The organism is Variovorax nivicola (genome assembly GCF_051216475.1).
Classification (GTDB): domain Bacteria; phylum Pseudomonadota; class Gammaproteobacteria; order Burkholderiales; family Burkholderiaceae_C; genus Variovorax.
In genome coordinates this window covers 24370-51083 of record NZ_JBPJZK010000014.1, presented here as the reverse complement: position 1 = coordinate 51083, position 26714 = coordinate 24370, and the positions used below count along the sequence as shown (strand labels likewise).

14 protein-coding genes are annotated in these 26714 nt (G+C 62.5%); 12 read left to right on the top strand and 2 right to left on the bottom strand.

Going from position 1 to position 26714, the window contains the following annotated elements; all coding sequences use genetic code 11:
* Positions 1-207 precede the first annotated feature (207 nt).
* The 5 genes from ACSFBF_RS32855 to ACSFBF_RS32835 all read left to right on the top strand — a co-directional run bounded on the left by ACSFBF_RS32855 (position 208) and on the right by ACSFBF_RS32835 (position 19845).
* Positions 208-18018, top strand: coding sequence for an Ig-like domain repeat protein (locus ACSFBF_RS32855; protein WP_435474416.1), 17811 nt, complete (start codon positions 208-210; stop codon positions 18016-18018).
* Between the two features lie 2 nt (positions 18019-18020).
* Positions 18021-18404, top strand: a complete 384-nt coding sequence (locus tag ACSFBF_RS32850; RefSeq protein ID WP_435474414.1) for a hypothetical protein — start codon at positions 18021-18023, stop codon at positions 18402-18404.
* A gap of 29 nt (positions 18405-18433) precedes the next feature.
* Entirely contained in the window at positions 18434-19171 is a 738-nt protein-coding gene (locus ACSFBF_RS32845) for a hypothetical protein (RefSeq protein ID WP_435474412.1), read from the top strand.
* Positions 19158-19499, top strand: a complete 342-nt coding sequence (locus tag ACSFBF_RS32840; RefSeq protein ID WP_435474410.1) for a hypothetical protein — start codon at positions 19158-19160, stop codon at positions 19497-19499. The genes ACSFBF_RS32845 and ACSFBF_RS32840 overlap by 14 nt, the downstream gene beginning before the upstream one ends.
* Positions 19500-19566: 67 nt before the next feature.
* Entirely contained in the window at positions 19567-19845 is a 279-nt protein-coding gene (locus ACSFBF_RS32835; protein WP_435474408.1) for a hypothetical protein, read from the top strand.
* Between the two features lie 279 nt (positions 19846-20124).
* On the opposite strand, the gene ACSFBF_RS32830 is transcribed toward ACSFBF_RS32835, so the two are convergent.
* The gene (locus tag ACSFBF_RS32830) at positions 20125-20724 is read right to left on the bottom strand and encodes a cell envelope protein SmpA (protein WP_435474406.1); all 600 of its coding nucleotides are present in this window, start codon (positions 20722-20724) and stop codon (positions 20125-20127) included.
* A gap of 213 nt (positions 20725-20937) precedes the next feature.
* Between ACSFBF_RS32830 and ylqF the strand changes: the two genes are divergently transcribed.
* Genes ylqF through ACSFBF_RS32815 form a run of 3 tightly spaced genes read left to right on the top strand, consistent with a single transcriptional unit; the run spans position 20938 to position 23164 of the window.
* Positions 20938-21900, top strand: coding sequence for a ribosome biogenesis GTPase YlqF (gene ylqF, locus ACSFBF_RS32825; protein ID WP_093078725.1), 963 nt, complete (start codon positions 20938-20940; stop codon positions 21898-21900).
* A 10-nt stretch (positions 21901-21910) separates the two neighbouring features.
* On the top strand, positions 21911-22504 hold the full coding sequence (locus ACSFBF_RS32820; protein ID WP_435474403.1) for a Crp/Fnr family transcriptional regulator: 594 nt from the start codon (positions 21911-21913) through the stop codon (positions 22502-22504).
* A 48-nt stretch (positions 22505-22552) separates the two neighbouring features.
* Positions 22553-23164, top strand: coding sequence for an anthrone oxygenase family protein (locus ACSFBF_RS32815; protein WP_435474401.1), 612 nt, complete (start codon positions 22553-22555; stop codon positions 23162-23164).
* Here the strand turns inward: ACSFBF_RS32815 and ACSFBF_RS32810 are convergent.
* A complete protein-coding gene (locus ACSFBF_RS32810; RefSeq protein WP_435474399.1) occupies positions 23071-23889 on the bottom strand; it encodes a hypothetical protein in 819 nt (272 codons plus the stop codon). The two genes, ACSFBF_RS32815 and ACSFBF_RS32810, sit on opposite strands and share 94 nt — an antisense overlap.
* 117 nt (positions 23890-24006) lie before the next feature.
* On the opposite strand from ACSFBF_RS32810, the gene ACSFBF_RS32805 reads away from it, so the two are divergent.
* From ACSFBF_RS32805 to ACSFBF_RS32790, 4 genes are all read left to right on the top strand, one after another.
* Positions 24007-25089 carry a suppressor of fused domain protein gene (locus tag ACSFBF_RS32805; RefSeq protein ID WP_435474397.1) on the top strand — a complete coding sequence of 361 codons (1083 nt, stop codon included), beginning with the start codon at positions 24007-24009 and terminating at the stop codon, positions 25087-25089.
* A gap of 67 nt (positions 25090-25156) precedes the next feature.
* Positions 25157-25618: a Fur family transcriptional regulator gene (locus tag ACSFBF_RS32800; protein ID WP_435474394.1), complete on the top strand. Its 462-nt coding sequence runs from the start codon at positions 25157-25159 to the stop codon at positions 25616-25618.
* A gap of 109 nt (positions 25619-25727) precedes the next feature.
* Positions 25728-25877, top strand: a complete 150-nt coding sequence (gene ykgO, locus ACSFBF_RS32795) for a type B 50S ribosomal protein L36 (RefSeq protein ID WP_435474392.1) — start codon at positions 25728-25730, stop codon at positions 25875-25877.
* Between the two features lie 124 nt (positions 25878-26001).
* On the top strand, positions 26002-26709 hold the full coding sequence (locus tag ACSFBF_RS32790) for an ABC transporter ATP-binding protein (protein WP_435474390.1): 708 nt from the start codon (positions 26002-26004) through the stop codon (positions 26707-26709).
* Positions 26710-26714 lie beyond the last annotated feature (5 nt).

Here is a 26714-nt window from a genome sequence, read left to right as displayed (position 1 = left end):
CCTACTTGCCACCTCCAGCCCGATCACGATCTGTTTAGTTGTTAACAGACTGATCGAGCGGTCTTTCGCTGAATAAATTCCAACCCCTTTGGATGTATTGGTCGAGAGTCGCGCGGCCAGTAATCCAGTAGAGAGATTGGGGTGCTGACCTGTCCCAGCGGGACGCCGCCGGCGGTGTGTCATACATCGAACAGGGATGGAATAAAAATGGTTTCAATCGTCAGCGGCAATGGTCTGGGCTTGAGCTTGTCTTCTCTGGCCGTCCTGGGTCAACGCGGTGTTCATGGCTCTGCGGCCCAAGGGCGCAACGGTGAGCAGTCTTTCGTCAACGCTGCCACAGGCAACCTCGTGCTGCAGAACAGGGACGAACTCCTGGTGGGCCGTGGCCCCGATGTCCTGAGCGTGCGTACTTACAACAGCCAGGGCCTGCTGGACGACGACAACGCCGACAACTGGCGCGTAGGCGCCTTTGGCCAGAAGGTGGCGCTCACGGGGGCCGTGGCTTCTTTTGACAGTAGCCTCAGGCGAACCGACCGCGACGGAGCCCAGGCTGTCTACACCTGGGATGTGGCCAGTAGCCGCTACGTCAGCACCGGCGGTGCGGGTGCTTTCGACACTGTCGCATATGACGGCAGTGCCTCGCAGTTCGTCTGGACCGATGGTGACAGCGGCCTCACCGAGCGCTATCAGTCCACCGGGCAAGGGCGCCTTGTGTCCGCCACGGATTCGGATGGCAACACCGTCAGGTACGCATACAACGCCAATGGAACCGTCCAGTCGTTAACCGATGCCAATGGCGAGGTCACCTACTACGACTACAGCGGCAACCAGTTGATCCAGATCCGTAGCGTCGATGCGGGCGGCGCCAGTCTGACTCGGGTGCGATACGGCTACGACAAGAGCGGCCGCCTGTCCACCGTCACCGTCGACCTCAGCCCGGAGGATGGCAGCATCGCCGATGGTCGAACCTACGTCACGACCTACACCTACGACGGCACGAGCAGCCGAGTGGCAAGCGTTGCCCAGAGTGATGGCACCACGCTTGCCTTCACCTACGTGCAATATGGTGGTGCCTACAAAGTCGCCAGCGTCACTGACTCGCTTGGCGCTGTCACCCGCTTCAGCTATGACACCGCGCAAGGCGCCACCATCGTCACCGATCCCTTGGGCGCCCAGAGCGTCTACAGCTATGACGCGCAAGGTCAATTGCTGAAGCTGCGTCAAGGCGTTACGGCCAACCATCCGAGTGGCACGAGCCAGGTCAGCTATTCGTATGACGCCGCCGGCAACGTGAAGGAGGCAAGCGATGGGGAGGGCTATCGGGTCAACTTCATCTATGACCAGCGCGGCAACTTGAGCGCGGAACACGACTCTGCCCGGGGCTACCGCTCGCGTGAATATGGCGAGCAGAACCAATTGCTGAGCGAGACGACTCATGTAGAAGGCCCGCCAGGAACATCGGGCTCTTCTCCCGAGACCGTGCGCTATATGTATGCGCAAGACAACCCGCGCCGATTGCGCTTCGTCATCGGTGCTCAAGGCAACGTCACCGAATACCGCTACGACGCCTATGGTCAGCGCACTGTTGCTATCGAATACAGGGAGGGCACCTATGACTATTACGCGGCCTGGGAGGCATCGCGCCGGATGCCCGACGAGGCTCAAATGGTCGCTTGGCAACAAGCGCAGAACCTCGCGAAGACCCGGCGCGCCGACTATGTCTATGATGGCCGAGGTGCGTTGAGCAGCAGCACGGTCTATGCCGAAGTCGGAGCCAATGGGCAGGGTATTGCTGCAAGCGCGGCGACGACACGGTACATCTACGACGCTCGCGGTCTCTTGCTGCAGAAGATCGAGCCGGGCGATGCTGCCTCAACCACGACCTACACCTACGACGGCTTGGGGCGTGTGCTCAGTGCCAGTGGCCCCTCGTTGGATGGTGGCGTTACACCGAACACCACGCTCACCAGCTACGACGACGCCGGTGGCAAAGCCACGATCAGCATCGCCAGTGGCTTGGTCACCACTTCAGCCTACGATCGTGCAGGGCGCTTGGTCAGTGTGACGCAGCAAAGCGCGGGTGCCGGCGTGCTCGGCACTACCTTGTACATCTACGACAAGAGCGGCAACCTGCTGATGACGCAGGACCCCGCTGGCGCACGCAAGTGGATGCTGTACGACGAGGCAAATCAAAAGATCGCGGACATCGATGCCACTGGTGCAGTGATCGAGTATGCGTACAACTCCAACGGGACGCTGCGGCAGACCATTGCGTACAGCCAAAGAATCGATACCGGTGTGCTGGTGGATGGAGCTAGCTTGCCCACCACAGCATGGTCGGCTACCAACACCACCACAAGCCTCGCCGCGCTGCGTCCGGCATCCAAGCCGGAAGACCAGAAAGTCTGGAACTTCTATGACGGAGCCAACCGGCTGGCCTTTCAGGTCGATGGGTTGGGTTACGTCACGCAGACTGTCTATGACAGCGCTTCGCGAGTGCTGTCAACCACCAAACTTGCAAATCCGGTGGACGTGCGTCTTCTGGAGGCGAAAAATGGCCCTAGAGAGTTAGGCAACGTCGCGGTGACATTGCGCGCGGATGCTGGCCCGGTGCCAATCCGTACTGCGGTGACTATGACTGCCAGCGTCGCTGACGCGAGCAGCAATGGCATAGTCACTTTCTTCAGCGGCGATACAGCCCTCGGCAGCGCGCCGGTGATTGGCGGCACTGCCACTTTCGTTTCCGACGAGCTGCCAGGCGGTGTCAACAGCATTCGCGCCTCGTACACGACCGGTGCGCAAAAACTCGCAAGCATGTCTTCGGCGGCGCAAGTCACCGTGATGCCTGCACGAACCAGCGCGCAACTGACCCTTTCATCGTCTCAGCTTGTGAGCGGAGACGCGGTCGTCCTGTCGATGGCCCTGACGCATGCACTGCCTGTGAGCCTTCCCGGAGCGACGGGCGAAGTGCAGTTCTATGGCAATGGCGTCTTGATCGGTGCTGCTTCCGTCATCGACGGACTGGCAATGCTCAAAGCGCCGATTTTTCCGGTCGGGAGCGTGAGCATCCGCGCGGTGTACGCCGGGGACTCGACGTATGAAACGGTTTCGGCTGAAACACAGATCACGGTCGAAAAGACCGCCACTAAAACGACCCTTCAGGTGTCCCGCCAGGATGCATTGCTGCGCCTGAAAGCGACGGTCGTGGGGCACGGCGAGTTTCCGCCGTTGCCGCAGGGTGTTGTCGTTTTTTACGATGGCAACAATGTGATCGGCCAGTCGTCGCTGCTCAATGGCATTGCGACACTGGACGTCGCTCCGCCTGTGGGTGGCAAGGCGTCTTACCGGGTTGAGTACACAGGCGATGCACACCATGTGCAAAGCGACCGTCATGCGGACCCTTTCGTGACGCTTGAAGCCTCCGCAACGAGCACCGTACAGGGCGACCCGGTCACCCTGAGCATGCGGGTGATCGGTAAGTCGGCAGACGGAAGAGTGGGTTTCTTTGCGGACAGCCGGTACCTTGGCACCGCTGAGGTCGTCAATGGCCGGGCGACATTGGTCACCAACTATCTCCCGGTGGGATCGCAAGTTGTGCTCAGTGCGAGCTACCGGCTCGACGGAAACGGTGCCAACGCCATCGTCGTGCAGGGACCGGGCCTAGAGGTCGTCGCCGGATCGCAGGACGTTTCCCCGCCGCGGGTCCAATCGCTCCTGATCGATCAGGTCGGGCGCGCAGTGATCGGAGAATTGATCGGCATCAAACTGACGGTTCCTCAAGTCTCCAACCCGTCCGCGAGTGATTTCCTGGTCTTCGACGGCAAGACGCTGATCGGGCGCGGCCAAGCCGGAAACAGCGACTGGATCATGTTGCCCAGCCTGCCGGTTGGCACGCACGACCTGACGCTGGTGTATGACGGGGAACTTGCGCAAGGACGGGTTTCGACGGGCACGGTGCAGGTAGTTGTCGAGCGCGCTCTAGTCCGTATCGACCTCGCATCGTCCACGCAGTCGCAGGCTGCGGTGCGCGGCAGTCCGGTGACTTTCTCGGCGCGCGTTCGGGCTGCGGGCGATTCTCAGCCCACGGGAACGATCACTTTTTACCGCGACGGCGTTGCCTTGGGCGTGGCCGACATAGTCGACGGCACGGCCAAGCTGGAGCGGAATGATCCTATCCTGGGTATCCACAGCATCACCGCGAGCTATTCGGGTGATGACAGTCATGAGCCGTCTGGCGATCCCTCAGCGTCCGCGCAGTCCGCGTTGATACAGAAGGTCGTGGCGTCTGCGAATACGAAACAGGTCCGCACGAACTTGACCATCTTGCCCGCAACTGTCATCGCAAGGCAGCCCTTTTCCCTGGCTCTCTCGGTCGGCGACGGTGATATGGCGGTCCGAGAGCTCACCGGCACCGTGCGCTTCTATGACGGCACACAGCTGCTGGGTATCGGTACCGTCTCCGATGGACTGGTCTATTTGCCGGCGGGCGGACTTGCAGTGGGGGTGCATGGGTTGCGCGCTGTTTACAGCGGCGATACCACCTACGCAGCAAGCGAAGCTTTGTTGGAAGTTTCAGTTCCGAAGATTCCTTCCTACGCTTCCTACGTCGACTTGAACACCCCGGCCACGAGCGTGATGCAAGGGCAGCCGGTGACATTGACGGCGCAGGTGCAGGGCACCGCTGGAATCCCCGCAAGCGGGTTGATGAGTTTCTTTGCCGACACACAGTTCCTTGGTTCGGCTGCGGTGGTCAATGGATTGGCCAGCTTCACGACCAGCAATCTTCCAGTCGGCTCGAGCATCATCCTCAGCGCGAGTTACGGGGGGGATGATGCCTATCAGACTGGTCTAGGTATACAGATGCGATGGGACGATGGGAGAGCCACGATCCGGGCGATCCAGGTACTTCCTGGTGGACAGAGCGTGGAACCGCCAGTCACGCGAGCCATGTCCTTCGCTTCGTCGAGCTACGACGGCACGGTGGGCCAGCCCCTTAGCATCGAACTGAAGAACATCGGCGGCGCTGGTGGATTCAAGGGGGGCTCCTTCGCTGTTTTCAAGGGGCAGACGCTGATTGGAAACCATGCGGTGGATCCTGCATCACCGGGGCGGATTCGGATCGCTGGACTTCAGGTCGGCCAGGAAGACTTGACGGTGGTGTACGTGGACGGGACGAACGCGCCGGTCGCCGTAGCAACAACCCGGGTGCACGTGCGACCGGGTCGCCCCGCTCTGGGCGAACTCACTTCGTCCCGGCAGGTGTCAGTGGCGGGGCAGCCACTGACCCTTTCTGTCACGATCCGGAATTCGGATGACAGTGACGTCGATGCCCCGCCGATTACCGGGACGGTCACGATCTTCGACTCGGGCCGAACGCTGGGTACGGCCGCCTTGTTCGGAGGGTTTGCGACCCTCACCGTCAGCGATCTGCCGCCCGGCTCCTACAGCCTCGCAGTTCGATACTCCGGCGATGCCAACTACCAAGCCTACACCTACACGCCTTGGGACGGGGAGCTCCGGCAGCAGATACGGGCGGTGCCGGCAGTCAGTTCGATGAGGCTGGAACCCCAGATTTATGGCTCATCACTGATGCTTCAGGCCAGCATCGAGGGGCAAGGTGTCCCTGATGGAGGAAGGGTGAGCTTCTACGATGGAAGCACATTGTTGCGCACCGCGAGTGTGTACTACGGGCGGAGCCAACTTTTCGAGAGCGGCCTCACGGTCGGTGATCACGTGATCAAGGCGGTGTACTCGGGAGATGGTAACAACGCTGGCTCGGAGGCTTCCACCGTAGTTTCGATCGTTTCGATCGTTTCGACCGTTTCGACCGTTTCGACCGGCAAGGCGCGTACCGCGCTTGCCAATCATAGTGAGGTATCCATTGCACAAGATGGCGCGCTGGCCGTGGATTTTCATGGCGCGCGCGCCGGCAGCCTGGTGAGCTTCTACCAAGGGTTGGACTTTCTGGGCACCGCCTCGGCGATCAATGGCATGGCCACCTTGGCAGGTGCACGCCTGTCGCCAGGAAATCAGCTCATCACGGCCATCTATGCGGGCGACGCGGACACGGTTGGCTCCAAATTGACTTTCACGCAATCGGTGAGAGGCGCCGCAGGTGGCGCCACGCCGCCAGTGAAACCCGACGCGGCTCAGGACCGCACAGTCAGCCGCCTGTACGACCGCGATGGCCGACTGCAAGGATTGCTGGACGGTGAAGGCTATCTGACCGAGTACAAGTACAACGCCGCAGGCGAACTCATCGAAACCGTCCGCTATGCTGAGCGCGCGATCACTGTGATCGATCGCGCGCCCGCCGTTGCAAACGCTCGTGCAAGGCAAAGTCTCGCCGGGCTGCGTCGCGGTGAGAGTGTCGATGATGTCCACACCTACAACTTCTACGATGCCCGAGGCCGGCTGGTCGGCCAGGTCGATGGCGAAGGCGACTTGAGCGAGACCGCCTACGATGCTCGTGGCAACATCACGCAGACCATCCGGTACGCTAACAAGGCTGGCGCAGTTAGCAGCACGTCTACGCTACAGAGCATTCGCCCCGCGGCCGACCGCGCTCAAGATCAGCGGATAGTCCAGACATGGAGTGCCGCCAACCAACTCCTGAGCCGCACCAATGCGGAGGGCACGCTCACCCAATTCACCTACGACCGCGTTGGCCAGCTTGTGCAGACCACCACAGCGGTTGGCACGGTGGATGAACTTACCAGCCGGCGGCGCTACGACATCCAAGGCCGCCTCATCGGAGAACTTGACGGGCGCGGCAGCGACGCCGTTGCGCTCTCCGACCCCTTGAGCCTGTGGGCCACCAACGGCCTGACACACACCTACGATGCTGCCGGACGCCGCGCCAGTACAACGGACGCCAATGGCCGCCGCACGCTCTTTTTCTACGATGCCGTCGGACGCCTGGCCTACACCGTCAATGATCTCGGCGAGGTTGCCGAGAGCCGTTACAGCGCTCAAGGTCAGCTTTCCGAGCAAGTCGTCTACGCTACCCCCGTGGATATCTCCACCCTGGCGACCGCGACACCCGGCGGTCTGAACACCGAGACCTTGATCCGCTTGCTTGACGGTGTGGCCGATGACGCCAAGGACACCCGCGTCCTGAGCCGCTACAACGCCACTGGCACCAAGGCCAGCAGCACCAGTGCACTGGGCGACATCACCAACTATTCGTACAACGCCTTCCGCGAAGCCATTTCCAGCAGCTACGCCCTGCAGACCGGCTATCGCGTGATCGATACGGCCAGCTTTGATCGGCGTGGCCTGTTGGTAAAAAATTCCAGGGACAGTGATCTCGTTGTCGAGGGCCGAACCTACGACGCGTTTGGCCGAGTGACCGAGCGCTTGGACGGTAACAAGAATCGAAGCCTGTTCACCTATGACCGGCTCGGCCGGACGGTCGCCATGACCGATGCGCTCAGCGCGCAACGGGCCACGACCTACGATGCCTTCGACCGCGTACTGACACAGCGAGACACGTTGAAGCATGTCACTCGCTATAGCTACGACCAGGTCAACCGCAGCATGACCGTGACAACGCCGGAAGGCGTGCGCATGACCACGGTGCGCAACCGTCAGGGCCAGATCCATAGCGTGAGTGACGGCCGAGGCAATACCACCACCTACAGTTACGACAAGAGCGGCAACCTGCTGCGCACCGAGGCCCCCGAGGGCATCGCTACGGGAAGCACCTACGACAAGGCTGGTTTCACGCTCAGCAGCACCGATGCCAACGGCGTTATTACCGACTACGGCTATGACGCCGCCAACCGGCTGCTCACGCGAACGGTAGATGCCGCGGGTCTAAACCTTGTGACCACCTACGGTTACGACGCCAAAGGCCAGAAGATCAGCGTCAAAGATCCCCGAGGCGTTGTTACAACTACCGAATTCAATCGCGGCGGGCAGGTTGTGCGCCAGGTTGTCGACCCTCAGGGCCTGGCCCTTGCCACCGCCTACGAATACGACACCACGGGCAAGGTGCTCAGCGTCACGGATCCAAACCGTGTTGTCACGCAGTACACCTACGACGGTGTGGGGCGGCGCGTCAAGGAAGTGCTCGATCCGAACGATCCGCTGTCCTCCCAGGATGACAGACTCGGTCCTTTGAACCTTGCGCGTAGCTACACGTACGACGGCAACGGCAACATGGTGAAAGCCCTCGATGCGAATGGCAACGTCACGAACTACGCCTACGACGCGAACAATCGACTGGAGTACACACTGGATGCGCTCGGCAACGTGTCTCGGAGTGTCTACAACAGCGAAGGTCGCGTGACCCGAGCCATTCGCTATACCACCCCGGTGCAGCGTGACAAGCTGTCCGACGCGCCGAGTGCAATCGATATTGCCGCTTATGTGGTGGCCGATCCGGCCACGGACATGGTGCAGAGCCGCCGCTACGACCGCGACGGACGATTGCATTTCTCCGTGGATGGAACAGGCGCTGTCATCGAGTACAGATACGACACGTCGAACAATCTTGTCGAGACCCGCGCCTACGCTCGGCGCATCGATCTGGCCGCCTGGAAGCCGGACTCGGATCCCGCTGTCGTTGCCGATGCTGGCGACGAACGCGTACGTACGGTCTACGACGCACTCAACCGAGCTGCCTGGAAGGTGGGTGGCGCCGGCGGCGTAAGTAGCAACAGCTACGACGCCAACGGCAACATCACCGAAGTCCGCACCTATGCGAATGCCCTGACCGGTGCGGCGTTCGATGCATGGGACGGTCGCTCCGTACCGACTGTCATGGCCGACGACACGCGGGACCAGCGTTTGCGTACCGTCTTTGATGCCGCGAATCGTGCCGCCTGGCAGGTCGATGGCGTTGGAGGCGTACTCCGCATTGCATATGACGGCAACGGTAATGCTCTCGAGCGGCGAGCCTATGCCAACCGCCTCGACGCCTTGGCGCTAGCCGCGTGGGACGGAAAAACCCCGCCGTTGCCGCAGGCCGATGACGAGCTCGATCAACATGTTCGCAACATCTACGACGCTGCGGGTCGGCTGACATGGAGCGTAGATGGCGAAGGGTCCGTGACGTCGAATGAATACGATGCCAATGGCAATGTCACATACCGCACCCGGTTCGTCGACACCGTTGGGCGCGACGCATCGCCGGACAGCGTGCAGGACAACTATCAGGATCTGGTCACCCACTACATCTACGACGCAGCCAATCGTGTGTCGTACCGGTCGAAGTGGCAGGGAAGAAGTTCAATGGGAGGGCCATACGGCCCTTCGCTCGATAGCCGCGAGGAAATATCGTACGACTACGACGGGGCAGGCCATTTGCTGCGGCAAACAGTGCACGCGACTTTGCCATGGAAGGCGTCGACCGGTCAGACGCACCAGGCTGATCGCAGCAACTATTTCGTATATGACGCGGCGGGGCGCCTGACCTATTCCGTGGATGCCGAAGGCGGCGTAACGCGAAACAGCTATGACGGCGCGGGGCGGATGATTCAGAGTCGGCAGTTTGCCGATGTAGTCAGGGATGTCACTGGCGTTACCGCCTTTGGGGGGTGGAGGCGCAATCTGCCCTTGGATAGAACTCTGACGGACAGTCGTTTCACTGAAATGGGCGCGAACCACTTCTGGAGGTTGAGCGCTGCCATGCTCGAAGCCGAACTGACGCCTGATGCGTCGGCCGATCGCGTTACTGTGATGGCTTATGACGGTGCAGGACGACGTACTTTCACAATCGACGCCATGGGGGGCGTCATCCATAACGCCTACGATGCCTTTGGCAATCTCACGCAGCAAATAAGTTATGCCAGCCGTGTCGCCCCGCCTGTATCGAGTCCAGGCACCAATCAGGTAGCCTTCAATCCTGCCGGAGTGACAAAGAGCGGGGCGGATCGCATCTCACGCTTTGCTTACGATCAGGCGCAGCGTCAGGTTTTCACCGTCGACGCATCGGGTGCTATCACCGAGGTCGGCTACGACGGAATCGGCCGGGTGATCAAGACCCGCAGGTATGCGCGCGCGATTGACACGACGGGGCTGAGTAGTGTGGCTGCCCCCAACGATATGCGTTCTCGCACGACACCTGACGCGACTGCCGATCGCGTTTCGCGCCAGGTCTTCGATGCAAGTGGCCGTTTGATCTACGGCGTGGATCCTTTGGGCTACGTCAGCAAGACCGACTACGACGGAGTTGGGCGCGTACGCGGCACCACGCAGTACGCGCGGCCCATTCCGCAGGGCACGGACGGCACCGCCGTTGCGGCAGCCATTGCAATCAATCCGGACGACCGCAGCAAGAGTTTCGAGGTCGATGCCCTTGGACGCGTCGTCTTCAGTGTCGATGCCATGAATGGCACCGAATCGTGGACGTACGACTCAAGGGGTAACAAGACCAGCTACACCAATGCCAAGGGCGCTGTCTGGACCTATGAGTACAACGGCATGGGGCGAATGATTTCGGAGACTTCGCCGCGGGTCGCTCTCACGGCGGTGAGACCGGGCTCGAAGGGACGTCTGGAAGTCGACGAGAGCCGCAGCGGCGAGGACTCGGTTGTCACCAAGATGGCGTACGACGCTCTTGGCAACATGAAATCGCGAACGGAGGCCTGGGGCCGTGGTTATCTGGAGTCTCGAACCACGCGCTACGGTTACGACAGGCTTGGGCGCCAAGTCTGGGTGGAATACCCTGAGAATATTGGATCGGAATTCGGTCCCCGCACCGAGACTGCTTACGATGCCTTCGGAAACGCCACCGCCAATCTCGACGTGAGCCGCAACTGGAGCTACAAGACGTACGACTCCCTTGGCCGTGTGGTTCATGAGCTTGATGCCCTCGGGTACGTCACGGGCTATCAGCGCAATGTCTTCGGGGAGGCGACGGCGCTCACACGCTATGCGCGGGGCATTGACCTGGGAGCCGAAGCCGATTGGCCATATCGGCGCGAACCGTCTGCCGAGTTTGTGATGGCGGGGCTGCGCCCCGGGGACGCAGACCGCACCATCCTCACCAGCTATGACCGTTTGGGACGGGCCATCGAAGTCAAGGAGCCGTCCGTCTCATTCCATGACAGCGCGGCGGGCTCCGGTGCCAGGTATGGTTTCGAGGGCAAGTCAACCCGCAACACCTACGATGGTTTCGGCAACCTCGTGCAGGTGGCACAGCGCCTCAATTCGGACAGTTGGGTACTGGCGGCCACCAACTACTATGACCAGCGTGGGCAGCAGGTCGCTACGGTCGATGCGCTGGGCTACCTCACCACCCAGGTCTTCGATGCGACTGGCAACGTGGTGGATCGCGTCGAGTACGCCAGATCGCTCTCTGGATGGATCGGCACTTCCAACCTCGCGATGTGGAAAGGAATAGCCGACACACGAACTACCCGCACGCCGATCCCAACCGCGGATGCTGCCAATGATCGGCGCACGACGACCATCTATAACCGCAACAACCGAAAGACCAGCGAGACGCGGGTACATGTCGAATACAGCACCGCTGCCAACGGGACGAGCGAACGCGGCAACCTGACCACCAGCTACGGCTATGACGCCGTGGGTAACCTTACGCGCACCACCGATGCGGCGGGCGCGTCAACCTACAGCTACTACGATGCGCTCGGGCGCGTGACGGCGGTGGCGGAACCCACGCGTGCGGGCAGCGACGGGGCAACTCGTGTGACCCCGCTCACGGTGTTCCGCCGCGATGCCCACGGCAACGTGGTCACCAAGACCGAGTACATCAACGGCGCCGACGTTGAGGACAAGCCCGCCGATCCTCGCCCCATGCCGGCGTTTCTTGCAGTGCCGAACCCCGAGGTCGCCCGCGCACAGGCCATCGGCTGGCAGTTGAATGGAAACATCGGCTATATGTCGGCGACACCCTTCGACGGCGGAGAAGCTGTTTACAGGGTGCGTACTGATTTCTTCGGTCCCTTGCACTACTACACGCAATCGATCGAAAAGCGTGACGAACTGGTGGCGTCGGGCCTCTGGCATGACGAGGGAATCATTGGGTATGTCGCTTCCTGGCAGCAGGAAAAAACCGTGCCGCTGTACAAGGTCCAACTGCGTCTGCCGCCCTTCTGGCCGCCTGAACTCCAGCCTTTCTCGGCCTACTATTTGCTGACTACCAGCAAGGATGAGGTCGACGATCTCGTGCGGAAATCCGGAGCCACGCCTCAGGGCATCGTCGGCTATGTCGGCGATGCGCGGAGCGCACAGTTCGACACAGGCCTCGTGCGCATGTACAACCCGCTTGTCGGAGACCATTTCTATCTGCCCGATACGGTACAGATGGATCCTTATGAGGATGCTGAGCTGGTTTCCAGCACTGACCGTACAAGCTATGCGCAATACGATGTGCTCGGGCGTGTGGTGCAGAGTACCGACGCCATGGGCGTTAATCACTACAGCAACTACAACGATCGCGGACAGATTACCGAGGAATGGCAGAACGTGCGCGGCGGGGACAAGACGGAACAGCGATTGTTCCGCCGCTACGGATACGACGAATTGGGCCGCCAGACCCGTGTGATTGACCCCGGCACCGCTAGCGACAACGCGACCTACACAGAGGGGCGTGCGAGAGCCGACGGGGTCTACGCTGCGAACCCCAAGGTAACTCTGATGCTGGGCGTTCCCGAGTCCGTCAATCCGAACGCGCCGGGGCAAGAGTCCGCCAACGGCAAAGTTGTGGTTCAGATGGCCAACATCGTGAAGGCCAACGGTGGCGCGGTGAAGGTCGAATTCGATTTCGTCACGCCCGAAACTGCGGCCCCCGATGACGGAAGCGTTCCGCCAAAGATGAATCCCGGCGAGCCTGCGACCTTCTCGCAGGTGTTCGATCAGGCATCCGGTGTCGAGCTGTCCCAGGGTGTGAAGCTCACGCCAACCGATCCGATCGGTACTGTCAGCACTATCCGCATATTGCAGCAGGATGCCGGCGGCAAATGGGTTCTGCTGTGGCAGGGCACTCCCGCCGAAGCCAATGGCGAGGGCTACCTGAACATAGGAGATGCCGGGGGGCAAGTCGTCGAAACGGTCATGGATTACAACGCCTTTGGCGAGATGGTGTCCAAGCGTGTCAATGGACAGGCCGGCGAGTATTTCGACTACGACAGAGCGGGGCGTCTGTGGCGTACCAACGCAGGCGATGGTGTGGACAAGGTCGCGCTGTACGACCTTCTGGGCCGTCAGACAAGCGAAGTTCGCAGCGCGGGCTCGGGGAGGGGCAACCTCGACCTCGCTAGCTTGAACAATGCTGCCCAGGCCAGTCAGTTGTCCGACGTGCGCCGTACGGACACCACATACGATCTTCTGGGCCGCGTTGTCTTCCAGGCGTTGGCAGAGCGCGCGCCTCAGGACAACCCCGGGGCACAGCAGCGCCCCGTGATCAACCAGAACGTCGACCGTTGGGGCAACGTCGTGAGCATTAGCGATCCGCGCTCTGCCGGGTGGATCACGCACTATCGCTATAACGCCAACAACCAGCTGACCACGCAGGTCCAGACGGATCGCGACGGCAATTCGGGTGTTGATGCATACGGCAACATCGTCAACCCCAACGTCGCTGTGACGAGGATCTATTACGACGCGATGGGTCGTCAGGTGGCGGTACGCGATGCCAAAGAACGCATCAATGGCCAGGAGTGGGATGCCGGTGGAAATCTCGTGCGTGAATTGCATGCCGACGGCAACGGTGTCAGCACCGGCGTGGTCAGCCATGCCTACGACGCCTTCGGCAGCAAGGTACGCACCATCGATGCCGAAGGAAAGAGAAAACGGTTCCTCAGCGACAAGTTCAATCGCTCGCTGAAGACCGTGCATGAGGCTGTGGCGGTCTATCAAGGCGCCAATCTGGAGGTCGCGCCGCAAGGTAATCGCGAGGTCGTGGAGACCAACACCTGGGATGCAGCGGGCCGTAAGACCAGCCAGACGAACGGCAACGGCGACACCATTCGCTATTCCTACGACCTGCGCGGCAACCTCATTCGCACGACCCTGGCCGAGGGTGAAGTGACCCAGGCCGCCTACGATGCGCGCAACCGCAAGATCATCGAAATGGATGGCAACGGTGCATTGGCCACTTGGAAGTACGACTACTTCGGCCGGCTCCAGGGCCGCAGCGACATCGGCGGCGCTACCTATAGCTACAGCTATGACAACGCCAGACAGTTGACCCGTCAGACGAGCACCAACGCTTCCAACGCGGTGACATTCCCTGGCTCTTCGAATCCGACTCAGGACTTGAGCTACCAGTACGACGCGGCCGGTCAGCTGTTGCAGGTTCACGATGCGAGTCTCGGCAAGACCGCCCGCTATTCCTACGACCTGGCGGGGCGCCGTGTGCGCGAGACCACCGAGCAGGCAGGCATTGCCTATCAGGACAATAGCATTGCCTACGATGCATTGGGTCGCATGCGCTGGGTGGGCGACAGCGGGGGCCGTGCAACCATCGACATCGAGTACGACAAGGTCGGCAATCGCACCCGTATCCATACAAGGGTGAACGATCCGGCCACTGGCGTGGGCGTCGACAACGACAGGTACTTCACCTACGACGCGATGAACCGCCAGACCCTGGTGGATTCCGTGAGCACCGATGGCAGCACGCTCGGCCCCGATGGGCACCGCCTGAGCTATGACTACAACGGCAACCGCACCAGGGACACCAGCACGGGCACACACCTGGCGTCGATCAACGGCCAGTGGACCAGCGTCGGGGGAGAAACGACCGAGGAGTACACCTACGACCGCATGAACCGCCTGTCTACCGTCACGCGCGACGGTGTGCGGGTGGACGAGCGCCTCTACGATGGCGCCAGCCGCGTGGTGGCCAGCGGCGTGGTGACCAGCGCGAACCATTCCGTGGGATTGGCCTTCGACTATGCGTTCGCGCACATGGCCGCCAACGGCGCGCCCTACTACGCGATGGCCGGCGGTGCGATTGACGGGCGCATCAACACGTACAACAAGAACGGCCAGCTGTTGACCCAGAACCGCTACGAGTACGGGATAAGGCGCGACAGCACCATCTACGACAACGCCGCGCACAACCTGGACATCCTGGGCTTCGGAAAAGGGTCTGGCATCGGCTACGACAAGGCGGGCAACCTGTTGGGCTACTTCAGCGGCAACCTCATGCCGGGCAACACCAGCTTCACCTACGTGACCAACAACGTGGGACGCGCCGAGGGCTACCGCACGGAGTCGACCGGGGTGCTGAACACCACGGTGGGCACGCCCAACAGTGCCCAGTCGATCGGCCGTAGCTTCCATATCTTCGATGCCAACGGCCAGATGGCCGCAGCGGGCGACCAGAACATCCAACTGCTGGGCAAGGACAACCGCATCTTCGTCAACGACGTCAACGGGACGACGCTGTACACCAGCTACATGGGTGGCCAGGCGCAACGCCAGTTGGTGGTCAATGGCGAAGTGCTGGGGCGCTACGGGTTGAGCGTGAACGAGCAGATGCTGGTGAACCCGCCGAACCTGCCGCACTTCTTCGTGCCCAAGGCCAGCTTCGGATTCGGCTACCGGCCCATCGATGGGGACCATCCGGCGGCCACGCCGGGCAGCTACGTGGTGCGTGCGGGAGACACGCTGCAGAGCATTGCCAAGAGCGTCTACGGCGACTCGAGCCTGTGGTACCTGCTCGCGGACGCGAACGGCGTGGCGAGTGGCAGCGAGCTCCAGCGGGGCCAAGTGCTGATCGTGCCCACGCATGTGAGCAGCGCGAACAACGCGGACACCTTCAAGCCCTACGACCCGAGCAAGATCATCGGCGACACCAGCCCGGCGCTGATGGCGATGCCGGGGGGAGGGGGTAAGGAGAGCTGTGGTGGGTTCGGGCAGGTCATTGTGGCCATCGTCTCGGTTGTGGTGGCGGTCTACACGGGCGTCTATATCGGCGTCGAGAGCGTCGCGGGCGCCGCTGCGGCCGGGGCTGCAGGCTCCGTCGCGGGGCAGACCGTAGGCATCGCCATCGGAGCGCAGGACTCGTTCAGTTGGAAGGGCGTGGCGCTGGGGGCGTTGGGTGGCGCCATCTCCGCAGGGCTTGGGGCTACTGGTCTGGGGAGCGCTGTGGCCAAGGCGACTACGCCCCTCGTGGGCAGGATCGTCACGCAAGCGCTGTCGAATGCCGCCACACAAGGCATCGCCGTGGTCACGGGGCTGCAGGACAAGTTCAACTGGAGATCGGTCGCCGCATCCGCGGCCAGTGCAGGTGTCAGCCAGGCACTGAATGCGGCGATGGACTACAACCCGCTCAATGGCTTCGAGATCGGAAAGAGCCTGGCCTCGGGTCTGGGCGGAAGCCTCGTGGTGCAGGCTGTGCGCGGCGGCAAGATCAGTGCGGCTGCGCTGGCGTCTGACGCTTTCGGCAATGTGATCGGAGACTCGCTCGCAGCGGCAAATGGGCAGCGGGCAAGAACCCCTGTGTTTGGTGAAGACTTCCAATGGGGAAACATTCCAGTCGGCAAGGGTTACGGGTACAGCGGCTCAGCCAGTGGCATCACTGGCGTTGGCAATGCGTTGGGGGACTCCATCGCGGGCGCCAACGGGCAGGGCTCTGGCAGCGATGACCCGCTGGGCGATCTCATCGCACGCAACGGCAGATGGGCCGGCGTGTCGGCCACGCCTGACTTTGGTGAAGTCCGTGCGATGCGCGACGCTGTCATGAATCCGATGGGACTGCCGACCTATAGCGCTGCAACGGCTGCCGAAGGCTTGAATGCCCGAAACGGTATGGATATGCAGGACGACCTGTATGTGGCCCAGCACGGTCCGGGCATCGCCAGCACGCGACTGAACGTGCGAGGCGACAGCACTCTCGAAGGTCTGGCCAAGCAGACCTACGGAGACAACTGGCTCGCCGGCATGGCGGTGATGAAAAGTGCAAACAACCTGAGGACGAACCAATGGGGCAGTCCGCTGATTTATGCGGGTGGCACGGTGCTGGCGCCGAGCCTGGATGTGATGAGCAATGATCGGTTGGGCGAGCTCTTGGCGGCTGGTGGCAGCATCGAGAGCAACAATGCTGCGGGGCTGAACCGACGGGCTGAACTCGTCGCGACGGAAAAACAAAGATCGGCGCAGGCGGCAACCGCTAGCTATGAAACTGCAGAGCTCAACAACTGGGCGACCCGCGCTCCAGCACCAATGAACAGCGGCGCGTCAATCAACTATGCAGACGTGGCCGGATCACTCCTAACTGCACGTGATCGAACGCGGCTCGCGGTCGATGCAGCCCACAACGTGGCCGATAGCAGGGACCTGACGCGCGCGGAATTGCAGGGCGCACTTACGGACGTGCGAACGGCTATAAAAAATGCGGGCTCGAACGAAGAAAGATTGTGGTTGCAGAGCGCAGCGCTGAGCCTGCATACCGCCGGTGCAAGCCGCGGCTTGCTGAGTCCTATGGAAACAATGGACGGTCCTGAGATGTACGGGGTGGGCGGCGCATCGATGATGATGGGCGGGTCAATGTCGTCGAGCATCAGAACGACGGGACCCTATGCGGGGCCTTCGAATCGATCTGCATTTAGGCCAACCTTTCAAGCAGGATCCTATTCTGGAAGCGTCGATGATCCTAAATTCATTGGGCCAAGAACGCCTGAAGGATGGGCTCCAGCCTTAGAGAATTGGAGTAGTCTTACGCTTTCGCAGCGCCATCTATTGGGGAAATTGACTATTCCGAAAGCCACAGGAAATTCTTTGTTTATAGGTGATAGGTCTGACGCATTCGTAGATGTCACTGAGATTCAGCGAGGTCTTGCGATTAGAGATGGCCAAGAATTTACTACATCGTCAGGTCGTGTATGGGGAATGCATGACACATCGCTGCACCCTATATCTGGGCCAGATGTAATTAACGTTTCTTCGCAGGAATATAAAATACTGGCTCAAGCGCAAAAACAAGGAAGTGATCGTGCGTTAATGACTTTGGAAAATCTTGCCGCTAAAAATATTCTTACTCCAGAACAGGTGACGCGCACTCAGAGTCTTATCGATGTTGTCAAGCAGAGGAGGTAATCATGGTTTCAGTTCAAAGTATTCAATTCTTTTTGAAAAAAGAATGCCCTGAAACTAAGATTTTGAAAGAATTAAATTCTACGCTCGGATTTTCTGTTGAATCTCTGGATGTTAAGATTGAGAACGCAATTGGTTTTTTGCAGGTCGATATGCATTCGATGGGATTTCGCCAAAGTTTCCTTCTGTCATGGCCTGAATCGGTCGCTCCCGTTATAAGCCCTCAGAAGGCAATGCGAGGGTTGGCCATTGCGGTCCAGATGGAGGTGCTACTCGAGCCACAAACCGTCGACCAACCTTGGCAGTTGACCCGCGCCACCGGAGAACAGCAGGACGTCGATGTGATGGAACTCTCGGATGGAGTAGACGTGAAGGCTTTGCGAACCTAGTGATCGGGACGTGTGCACTGCAAGGACTTGTGAATGCGTTCGGCAATGTGCCGGGCGAGAGCCTTGCGAGTCAGTCGCAGCCGCAAGGAACCGGCGCTGTCTTCAACTGGGACGACGCAGACGTGGACGTGGGAGCGCACGCGGCTGCGGCGCAAGTCCTGCAAAAGTCGGCGCCGCCCCTGACGGATGCGCAGAGGCGGGCGTTCCAGGCAGGCGCAGGCCCTCTGTCGATTGAGGCTGCGCAGAGGTGGGATGCACTCGGAGACGATGCTGTCGGTCCGGCGGCCAATGGTCGCCAGCTTCCTGCGTCGAAGGAAAAGATTGCGGCCAGCGCGGCACTGCGAGCGCGCATGGTCAAGACAACCACGGACTTCTTGAATGGCTCCGGACAGTTCGCGCCAACCACCGCAGACAACCAGTCGCTGTGGAGCGCTGCGAAAGAAACGGCCAGGGTGCCGTGGAACCTGTTGATGGATGCATCCGAAGTCAGCGAGATGGCCTTTTCGGCGAGTGGCTTGGCGCGCAAAGCCTATCGAGCCTTCGGCCTGGACATCCCGAGGCCTTCCGACTTGAGGGCAACGTATGACACGCCTGCGTTCGGCTTGACGATGGAGGTGCTGGCGCCCTTCGTTCCTGCGGGTCAGTTGATGCGCGCTCCGCGCACCCTGGGAGGCGCTGCGTTCGCCGGAGGAGGCGCTGCAGCTGCTGCAGTGCGTGGGACACGATGCGGAGACGTTGGCTCAGTATCGGATCGTGAAGCTGAGTGAGGACGCGTACCGAGAGCGGGCAAAGAGGCTTGGCTTCGACTTTGACGCCACCTACGGCAACGTATCGGGGGAGGTATCTTCTGTGTCGTTCAAGCAGGGCACCGCCAGTCGGATGGCGGACGGTTCATCCAAGATCCCGGTCTACGTTCGCAAGGATGTCTTCAACAGCGACGAGGCGATCGCGCAGATTCTGTCGCACGAAATCCACGAGACGCAGGGCTTGAAGTACTTGCCCTCTCCGATGTCAACGACCGAGTACAAGCACTTGATACGTTCTGATCGAGTGGGCAACCTGCACTGGGAAGCGGTTCAAGATGGTGACTGGTGACTGGTGACTGGTGACTGGTGGCTACAGCAGTTCCGCAATATGCTGAGCGGAAATGGAAGGAAGTGACATGACTCCTGAAGACGAAGTCGACATGCTCCGTCGAGAGTATCTGGAGAGCGAAGACGCCGAGTTTTTTAAGGACGATTTGGCCTTTGCTGTTGCCGGCCGGATCGTCAAGTACGAGGATCCCGAACTGCTGAAGCAGTTCCCGTCCTGGGTAGGCGAGCGGGTGCGCGAGATGTACCGCCAGCATGGCAGCTACGGGATTATCTCGAACCTGGGCGAGGTGGACCACAGTGAGATGGTGAGCAAGCTGGTGAAGCTGCTTGAGCCTGACAGAACATAGCCCTGATATAGCTTCTAAAAAGGACAACGCCTTTGCTGCCCGAGCTGGAGCGAATGGCCAGCAGAGCGACAGCGCTGCTGGCGTCCCGGAAGATTGGCCCTTACAGAGCGAAGTAGCTTGGGGTCAGCGCTATGCAAACTACCAGCAGGTGGCGGGTGAGTTCAGTCGGGCTGGCTCACGGCCACGATGCCAACGGGCAACTGAACTTCACGGGCGATGCCGGTCAGATGACGCGGCTGACCTTGCGAGGGCGCGAGTGAGTCGCGCGAGAATTTAGGGTTATTGCGCCGCCGCCAGCACGCGGCTCAGCGCCACAGGGTCGCCCACCACCGCCTTCACGAGGCCCTTCTCGTCGAACTGCACCTGGAACTCCGACCAGCTGTCGCGCCAGTAGCGCCACACGGGGGCGTCCAGGCTCGGGTTCTCGCTGGCCACGGGGTAGGCGATGGCCATCAGCACCTGCTCGCGCGTCATGCCGGGCATCACCTTGCCGGCGAGGATGGCGTCGCGGACCGCGGGCGGGAAGGCGGCCATCTTCTGCTTCGGGTCTTGGGTCACCACGTAGCGCTGCGCGAACGCGGGCAACGGGATGTTGCGGCTGTAGTCGTTCTTGATGCGCTGCGGCTTGCCGGCGAGGTCGAGGCTGAACCAGCGGAAGTCGTAGGCCGTGATGCGCGCCGGCGTGCCCACGGCGACGATGCGCGTGCCCTGCTCGTCGTAGTTGATGTCGCTGATCGAGTCGCCGTAGGTGCGCATGTTGCAGCACAGGAAGCCGTTGATCAGCTGGCCGGGCGGCGGGGAGGGCCGCTGGGCGTGGACGACGGATACGGGCACGACGGTGGCTGCCAGCAGGGCGGCAGCGGCAAGGCGCTTGAACATGGATTTCCCTCGGAGTTGTTTGAATTGCTGCGGAGAGCAGCGCGCGGATTCTAGGGTCGAACAAGCCGAAAGCGAAGGCAGAATGCCCGCTTGCAGCTATCGAAAGCGTAGCAACAAGCTCCCGTTCAGGTTCGCAGTTCACAATGCGCACCCGGCCCCTTGACGGGCCACCCCATTCCCAGACAGAGACAGTGCGAAAGAAAGAGCCCATCGATGGCGATCCAGTGGTTCCCCGGTCACATGTATTCGACCCAGAAGGCCATCACCGAGCGGGTGAAGGACATCGACGTGGTCATCGAACTGCTCGATGCGCGCCTGCCCGGCTCCAGCGCCAACCCGATGCTGGCCGAACTCACGGCCGGCCGGCCCACGCTCAAGGTGCTCAACAAGCAGGACCTGGCCGACCCGGCGCGCACCGTGCTCTGGCTGGCGCACTACAACGCGCTGCCCGCCACGCGTGCCATCGGCCTGGACGCGAGCCAGACCACGCCCGCGCAGCAGCTCGTGAAGGCCTGCCACGAGCTGTCGCCCAACCGCGGCGGCATGGCCAAGCCCATGCGCGTGCTGATCTGCGGTATTCCCAACGTGGGCAAGTCCACCCTCATCAACACGCTCACCGGCGGGCGCAAGGCCAAGACCGGCGACGAGGCCGGCATTACCAAGCTCGAACAGCGCATCACGCTGGCCGACGACTTCTACCTTTGGGACACGCCCGGCATGCTGTGGCCGCGCATCATCGTGCCCAAGAGCGGCTACAACCTCGCGGCCAGCGGTGCGGTGGGGCGCAACGCCTTCGACGAGGAAGAGGTGGCACTGGAACTGCTCAACTACCTCAAGACGCACTACGCCGCCGGCGTGGCCGCGCGCTTCAAGCTCGTGGAGCTCGACGCCGAGACCATGGCCAGCATGAAGGACGAATCGCTGCTCGACACCATCGGCCGCAAGCGCGGCGCGCTGTTGGGCAAGGGCAAGGTCAACCTGCAGAAGGCGGCGGAGATCGTGATGCACGAGTTCCGCGCCGGCAACCTCGGGCGCGTCACGCTCGAAACGCCCGACGAGTTCGCGCTGTGGCTGGCCGATGGCCAGCGCGCCGATGCCGAGCGCGCGGCGAAGAAGGCGGCGCGCAAGCAAAAGGGCAAGCCGAAGCCCGAGACTGCGCCCGAACAGGACGCCTGAGGCTGCTGCGATGCCTGCCGTGTCCGATTGGCAGCAGGCGCTGGCGCGGCGCTTTCCCGAGCTGTCGCCAGCATCGCTGACAGCACTCGCCGATCAGGCGCGCAGCGAGTCGCTGGACGCGCACCAGACGCTGCTGGCAGCCGGCAGCGCGTGGCAGCACGCGTTCTGGGTCGAGCGCGGCCTGTTGCGGCTCTTCTACATCGACAGCGAAGGGCGCGAGTCAAACAAGAACTTCCACGCCGAAGACGCGTTCATCTGGCCCGTGACCGAGACGATGCGGCGCGAGCCCGCGGCCTTCTTCATTGCGGCGCTGACGCCGGCCACGGCCTGGCGCCTTCCGTATGCCGCGCTGCAGGCCGCGGTGGGCACGCTGCCTTCGTGGACCGCGCTGCAGCTGCGCGCGCTGGCCGGGCTGCTCGACGACAAGATGCGGCGCGAGCAGGTCTTTCTGCAGTGCACGGCGCGCCAGCGCTACGAGGCCCTGCTGCGTGAGCGCCCCGAATGGACCGGCCGCATTCCGCTGCGCCATCTGGCGTCGTACCTGGGCATGACCGACGTGTCGCTGTCGCGGCTGCGTGCAGAGATGGGACTTATCGACGGTTAAGGCGCCAGGCCGGCGGCGGCCCGACAGTGAGGGCAGGAGGTCCCTGCCATGTGCTTTCGCCCGTCGATGATCCGGTTGTCGCTCATGTGCCATGCGCTCGCCATCTTCTGGCTGGGCGTGATGGCCGGCTTCTTCTGGACCTACAGCGCCAACGTCAACTTCGCCACCCTGCAGATGGACGGCGCCACCTACGCACTCGTGCAGTCGAGCCTGAACCGCAACGTGCGGCACGCGATGTTCTTCGGCTTCTTCTTCGGGCCGCCGCTGCTATGCACGCTGGCCGTGGGCGCGGCATGGGCCGCGCGCCGCGAGGGCTGGTGGTGGTGCCTGCTGCTGGCCGGCGTGCTCTACGGCCTGGGCATCGTGGTGTTCACGGCGCAGGTCAACCTGCCGCTCAACGCCTACACCGAGTCGTGGAACCCGCAGGCGCTGCCGTCCGACTGGGCTCAGACGCGCCTGCGCTGGAACGCCGCGAATCTCTGGCGCACCGTGGCTAGTGCGCTGGCGTTCGGGCTGGCGCTCGCTGCCCTGTGCGCGCGTGCCGCAGTGGCGACAACGGCAGCGGCTCAGTCCAGCGCGAACAGCGCCCTGGCGGCCTCGTCGAGCGCGGCGACGCGGTGCGAATCGGAGCGTGGGCCGGCGGCCGCCAGCGCGCGCTGATACATCGCCAGGCGCGTGGCCGACACCGGCCGGCACAGCGGCCGCCCCGCCGTTTGCGCCACGCCGCGCCCGGGCACCACGTAGCGACCGGGGTTGAGCCGCGCGAAGCGGATGTACGCCTGCAGCGTCGGGAGCATGTCGGCATGCAGCGCGTCCATGCGCTTTTCCGCGTCCTTGCCGATCTGCGCGTAGCCCTTCGCGTCCTTCGTCACCGGCAGGCCGAGGATGTCGGCCATGTCGATCTCGAAATGCGTGAAGTCGCCGTAGGGGCGCTTGCAGTCGATGAGGAAGCTGAGCCAGTTCGCGCGCCGCAGCAGGCGGATGTGCTCGTCCGTCACGTCGAAGGCCGCGCGCTGCGCGAAGGGTGGCTCGAAGGTGTAGTGCCCGGCGACGAAGCTCGCATGCAGGAAGAAGGCGGTGGTTACGTTCACGAACCGGTCGAAGGCCGGCGAGCTGCCGCCGTCGAGCAGGTCTTCGTATTGTTCGAGCGACATGTCGGGCGGCACCATGCCCGGCGCACCCGATTCGCAGTCGATCCACTCGGCCCGGCTGCGGCGGAACCAGTCGATGTCTGCCTGCGTGATCTCGATGCTGCCGGGTGAAGGCGGGGTCGGTGCGGAGGCGGCGGGCACGTCTTTCTGCCCGCAGCCCGTTGCGGCGAGCAGGGCGGACGCGGCGCAGGCAGCCGACAGGGCCAATGCGTCCCGCCGATGGATCCATCTCACGTTGCTGTCTCCCGAAAAAAGCAATTCGACGCCCGAGGATGCCACGCCGGCCTGACACGGGCCTGAGGATGGCCCGGTGTAGGCTTGCCGCCATCGACAGACACCGCAAGGACCGACATGACGCAGGCAGCGCAAGGCCAGGACAACGACGACGATCTCTCGCCGGGCTGGGACGCCATCACCGCCGCACTGGAGCGCCTCTATCCGGGCCAGGAGCCGAAGCACTACGCCACCGTCCTCAAGTGGATGCTCGGCGGGCCCGATCCGCTCGACGGCGTGAGCGTGTGGAAGCGCATGGAGCCGGTGCCGCATTGGCACTACCTGAGCTATGGGCTGAGCGAGCTGTACGCCAAGGAATCGAGCGACGCCGACATCAGCGGCTACGGTTTCGAGCTGACCTTCCGCCTGGCCTGCGAGCCGGACGAGGCCGAGCCGCCCGCATGGGCCATCAACTTCCTGCAGAACCTCGCGCGCTACGTGTTCAAGAGCGGCAATGTGTTCGACGACGGCCACTGGATGACCGCCAACGGCCCCATTGCGCTGGAGCGCGAGACGCTGATCCGTTCGATGGGCTTTGTGTTCGACCCGGAGCTGCCAGCCATCGACACGCCGAACGGGCGCATGCGTTTCCTCCAGGTCGTCGGGCTGACGGAAGACGAGGAACAGGCATGCAAGCGCTGGGACACGCGCAAGCTGCTCGATGCGCTGCTGCCCGCGATGCCGCTGTGGGTGACCGACCTCGCGCGGCCATCGCTGCTCGAAGACCCCGAGGTGCGCCGGCGCGTGGAGGAGGGCGCGGCGCGCGACGGCTCGTCCAGCGGTTTTCTCTTCACCGACGTACTCGGTTGGGAGACGAGCAAGCGGCTGCTGCGTGCACCGATCACCGAGATCACGATTGGCGCGCGACAGGTCGACGAGCTGGTCGCGCTGCTGCCGCTGCGGCTGCCCTTCGGGCGCGGGTTTCATTTCGCGAGCCGCGAGCGTGCGCTGGTCTTCGAGCACGGCGAGGCCGACCGCGTGGCCGCGGAAGACGGCAAGCTGACGCTGCACCTGAGCGACGCCACCGTGCGCGAACTGGCCCGCACGCTGAAGCCGATCGCAGGTACGTATGAGGTGCCGGGCTTCGGCGCCGTGCGCTGGAAGGTCCAGAAGACGACAATCAGGGACCCGCAGGGGAACGTGATCCGCACCGTCGGCTGAATGCCGTACGCCGCCTATCCATCCATCCACCCGCGAAGCCAGCCAGCAGCCAGCAATCCGAATCCAGATGCAACGTCTCACGCGCCAACGCAACGCCGTCTTCTCCGCCTTCAGCGACGCAGGTCGCGTTCTCACCGCCCCCGAAATCCTGGCGCATGCGCGCGAGATCGTGCCCGAGATCAGCCTGTCGACCGTGTACCGTCAGGTGTCGCTGCTGCTGGCGGACGGCGAGATCGCCAAGGTCGAGCTGCCCGGCGAGCCCGCCCGCTACGAGGTGGCCTGCAAGCCCGACGCACATGCGAAGGGACATGGCCACTCGAAGCACGACGGGCACGAAGCCGATCACCATCACCACTACTTTCACTGCTCGAACTGCGGACAGGTCTTTCTGCTGCACGCATGCCCCGGGCCGATGACGGACCTGGTGCCGAAGGGCTTCCAGGTCCAGAGCCACGAGGTGACGCTGCACGGCCTGTGCGCGTCGTGCGCCGGCACCAGCCCCAAGGGGCGCGCACCCAGGGCGCATTGACCGCGCCACCGGCGGCAAGTTGGCTGCCAGTCAGCGTTCTCGTGTTATTGAGAATGAATTCTCAATAGCGTATAGTCGCGGGTCCGAAACCTACGGCCCCTGTACGACCATGCAAGTCCTTTCCTCGCTCAAGGAAGCAAAGAAGCGCCATCGCGATTGCCAGGTGGTGACGCGGCGCGGCCGCACCTACGTCATCTGCAAGTCCAACCCGCGCTTCAAGGCCAGGCAGGGCGGCGCGAAGCACAAGAACAAGCGCTGACATGAAGCGCCGGCCGGTGCACATCGAGCGCCGGCCTTTCCACGAACACTGAACGAGCAACGCCTCGGCGCCCGTGCGCCGGCGCGAGCCTGCGCGCGTCTTCCTCCCAACCTGGATTGCTTCCATGCTCCGAGCCACCGGCCTCACCAAACAGTACGGCACGCACACCGCGCTCGACTGCCTCGATCTCGACATCCGCGCCGGAGACATCTACTGCCTGCTGGGTGCGAACGGCGCGGGCAAGACCACCACCGTCAACCTGTTCCTGAACTTCATCGAGCCGACGGCCGGCACGGTCGAGATCAACGGCATCGACGTCACGCGCCACCCCGTCGCCACCAAGCAGCACGTGGCATACATCCCCGAGCAGGTCACGCTGTACGGCACGCTCTCGGGGCTGGAGAACCTGCGCTTCTTTGCGGGACTGGCGCTGGGCCGCGAGCTGCCGCGGGAGCGGCTATTGGAGTTGATGACCGAGGTGGGGCTCGACCATGCAGCCGCCGACAAGCGCGTGTCCGCATATTCGAAAGGCATGCGCCAGAAGGTGTGGATCGCCGTGGCGATTGCCAAGCAGGCCAAGGCGCTGCTGCTCGACGAGCCGACCTCGGGGCTCGACCCCCATGCCGCCGCCGAGTTCTCGGGCCTGCTGCGCCGCGCCGCCGACAACGGAGTGGCCGTGCTCACCACCACGCACGACCTGTTCCATGCACAGCAGACCGCCACGCGCGTCGGGATCATGAAGCGCGGGCGGCTCGTCGAGAGCCTGAATGGCGAGGAGCAGATCGCGCGCACCGACCTGCAGTCCCTGTACCTGCAGCACATGAGGGGATGAGATTC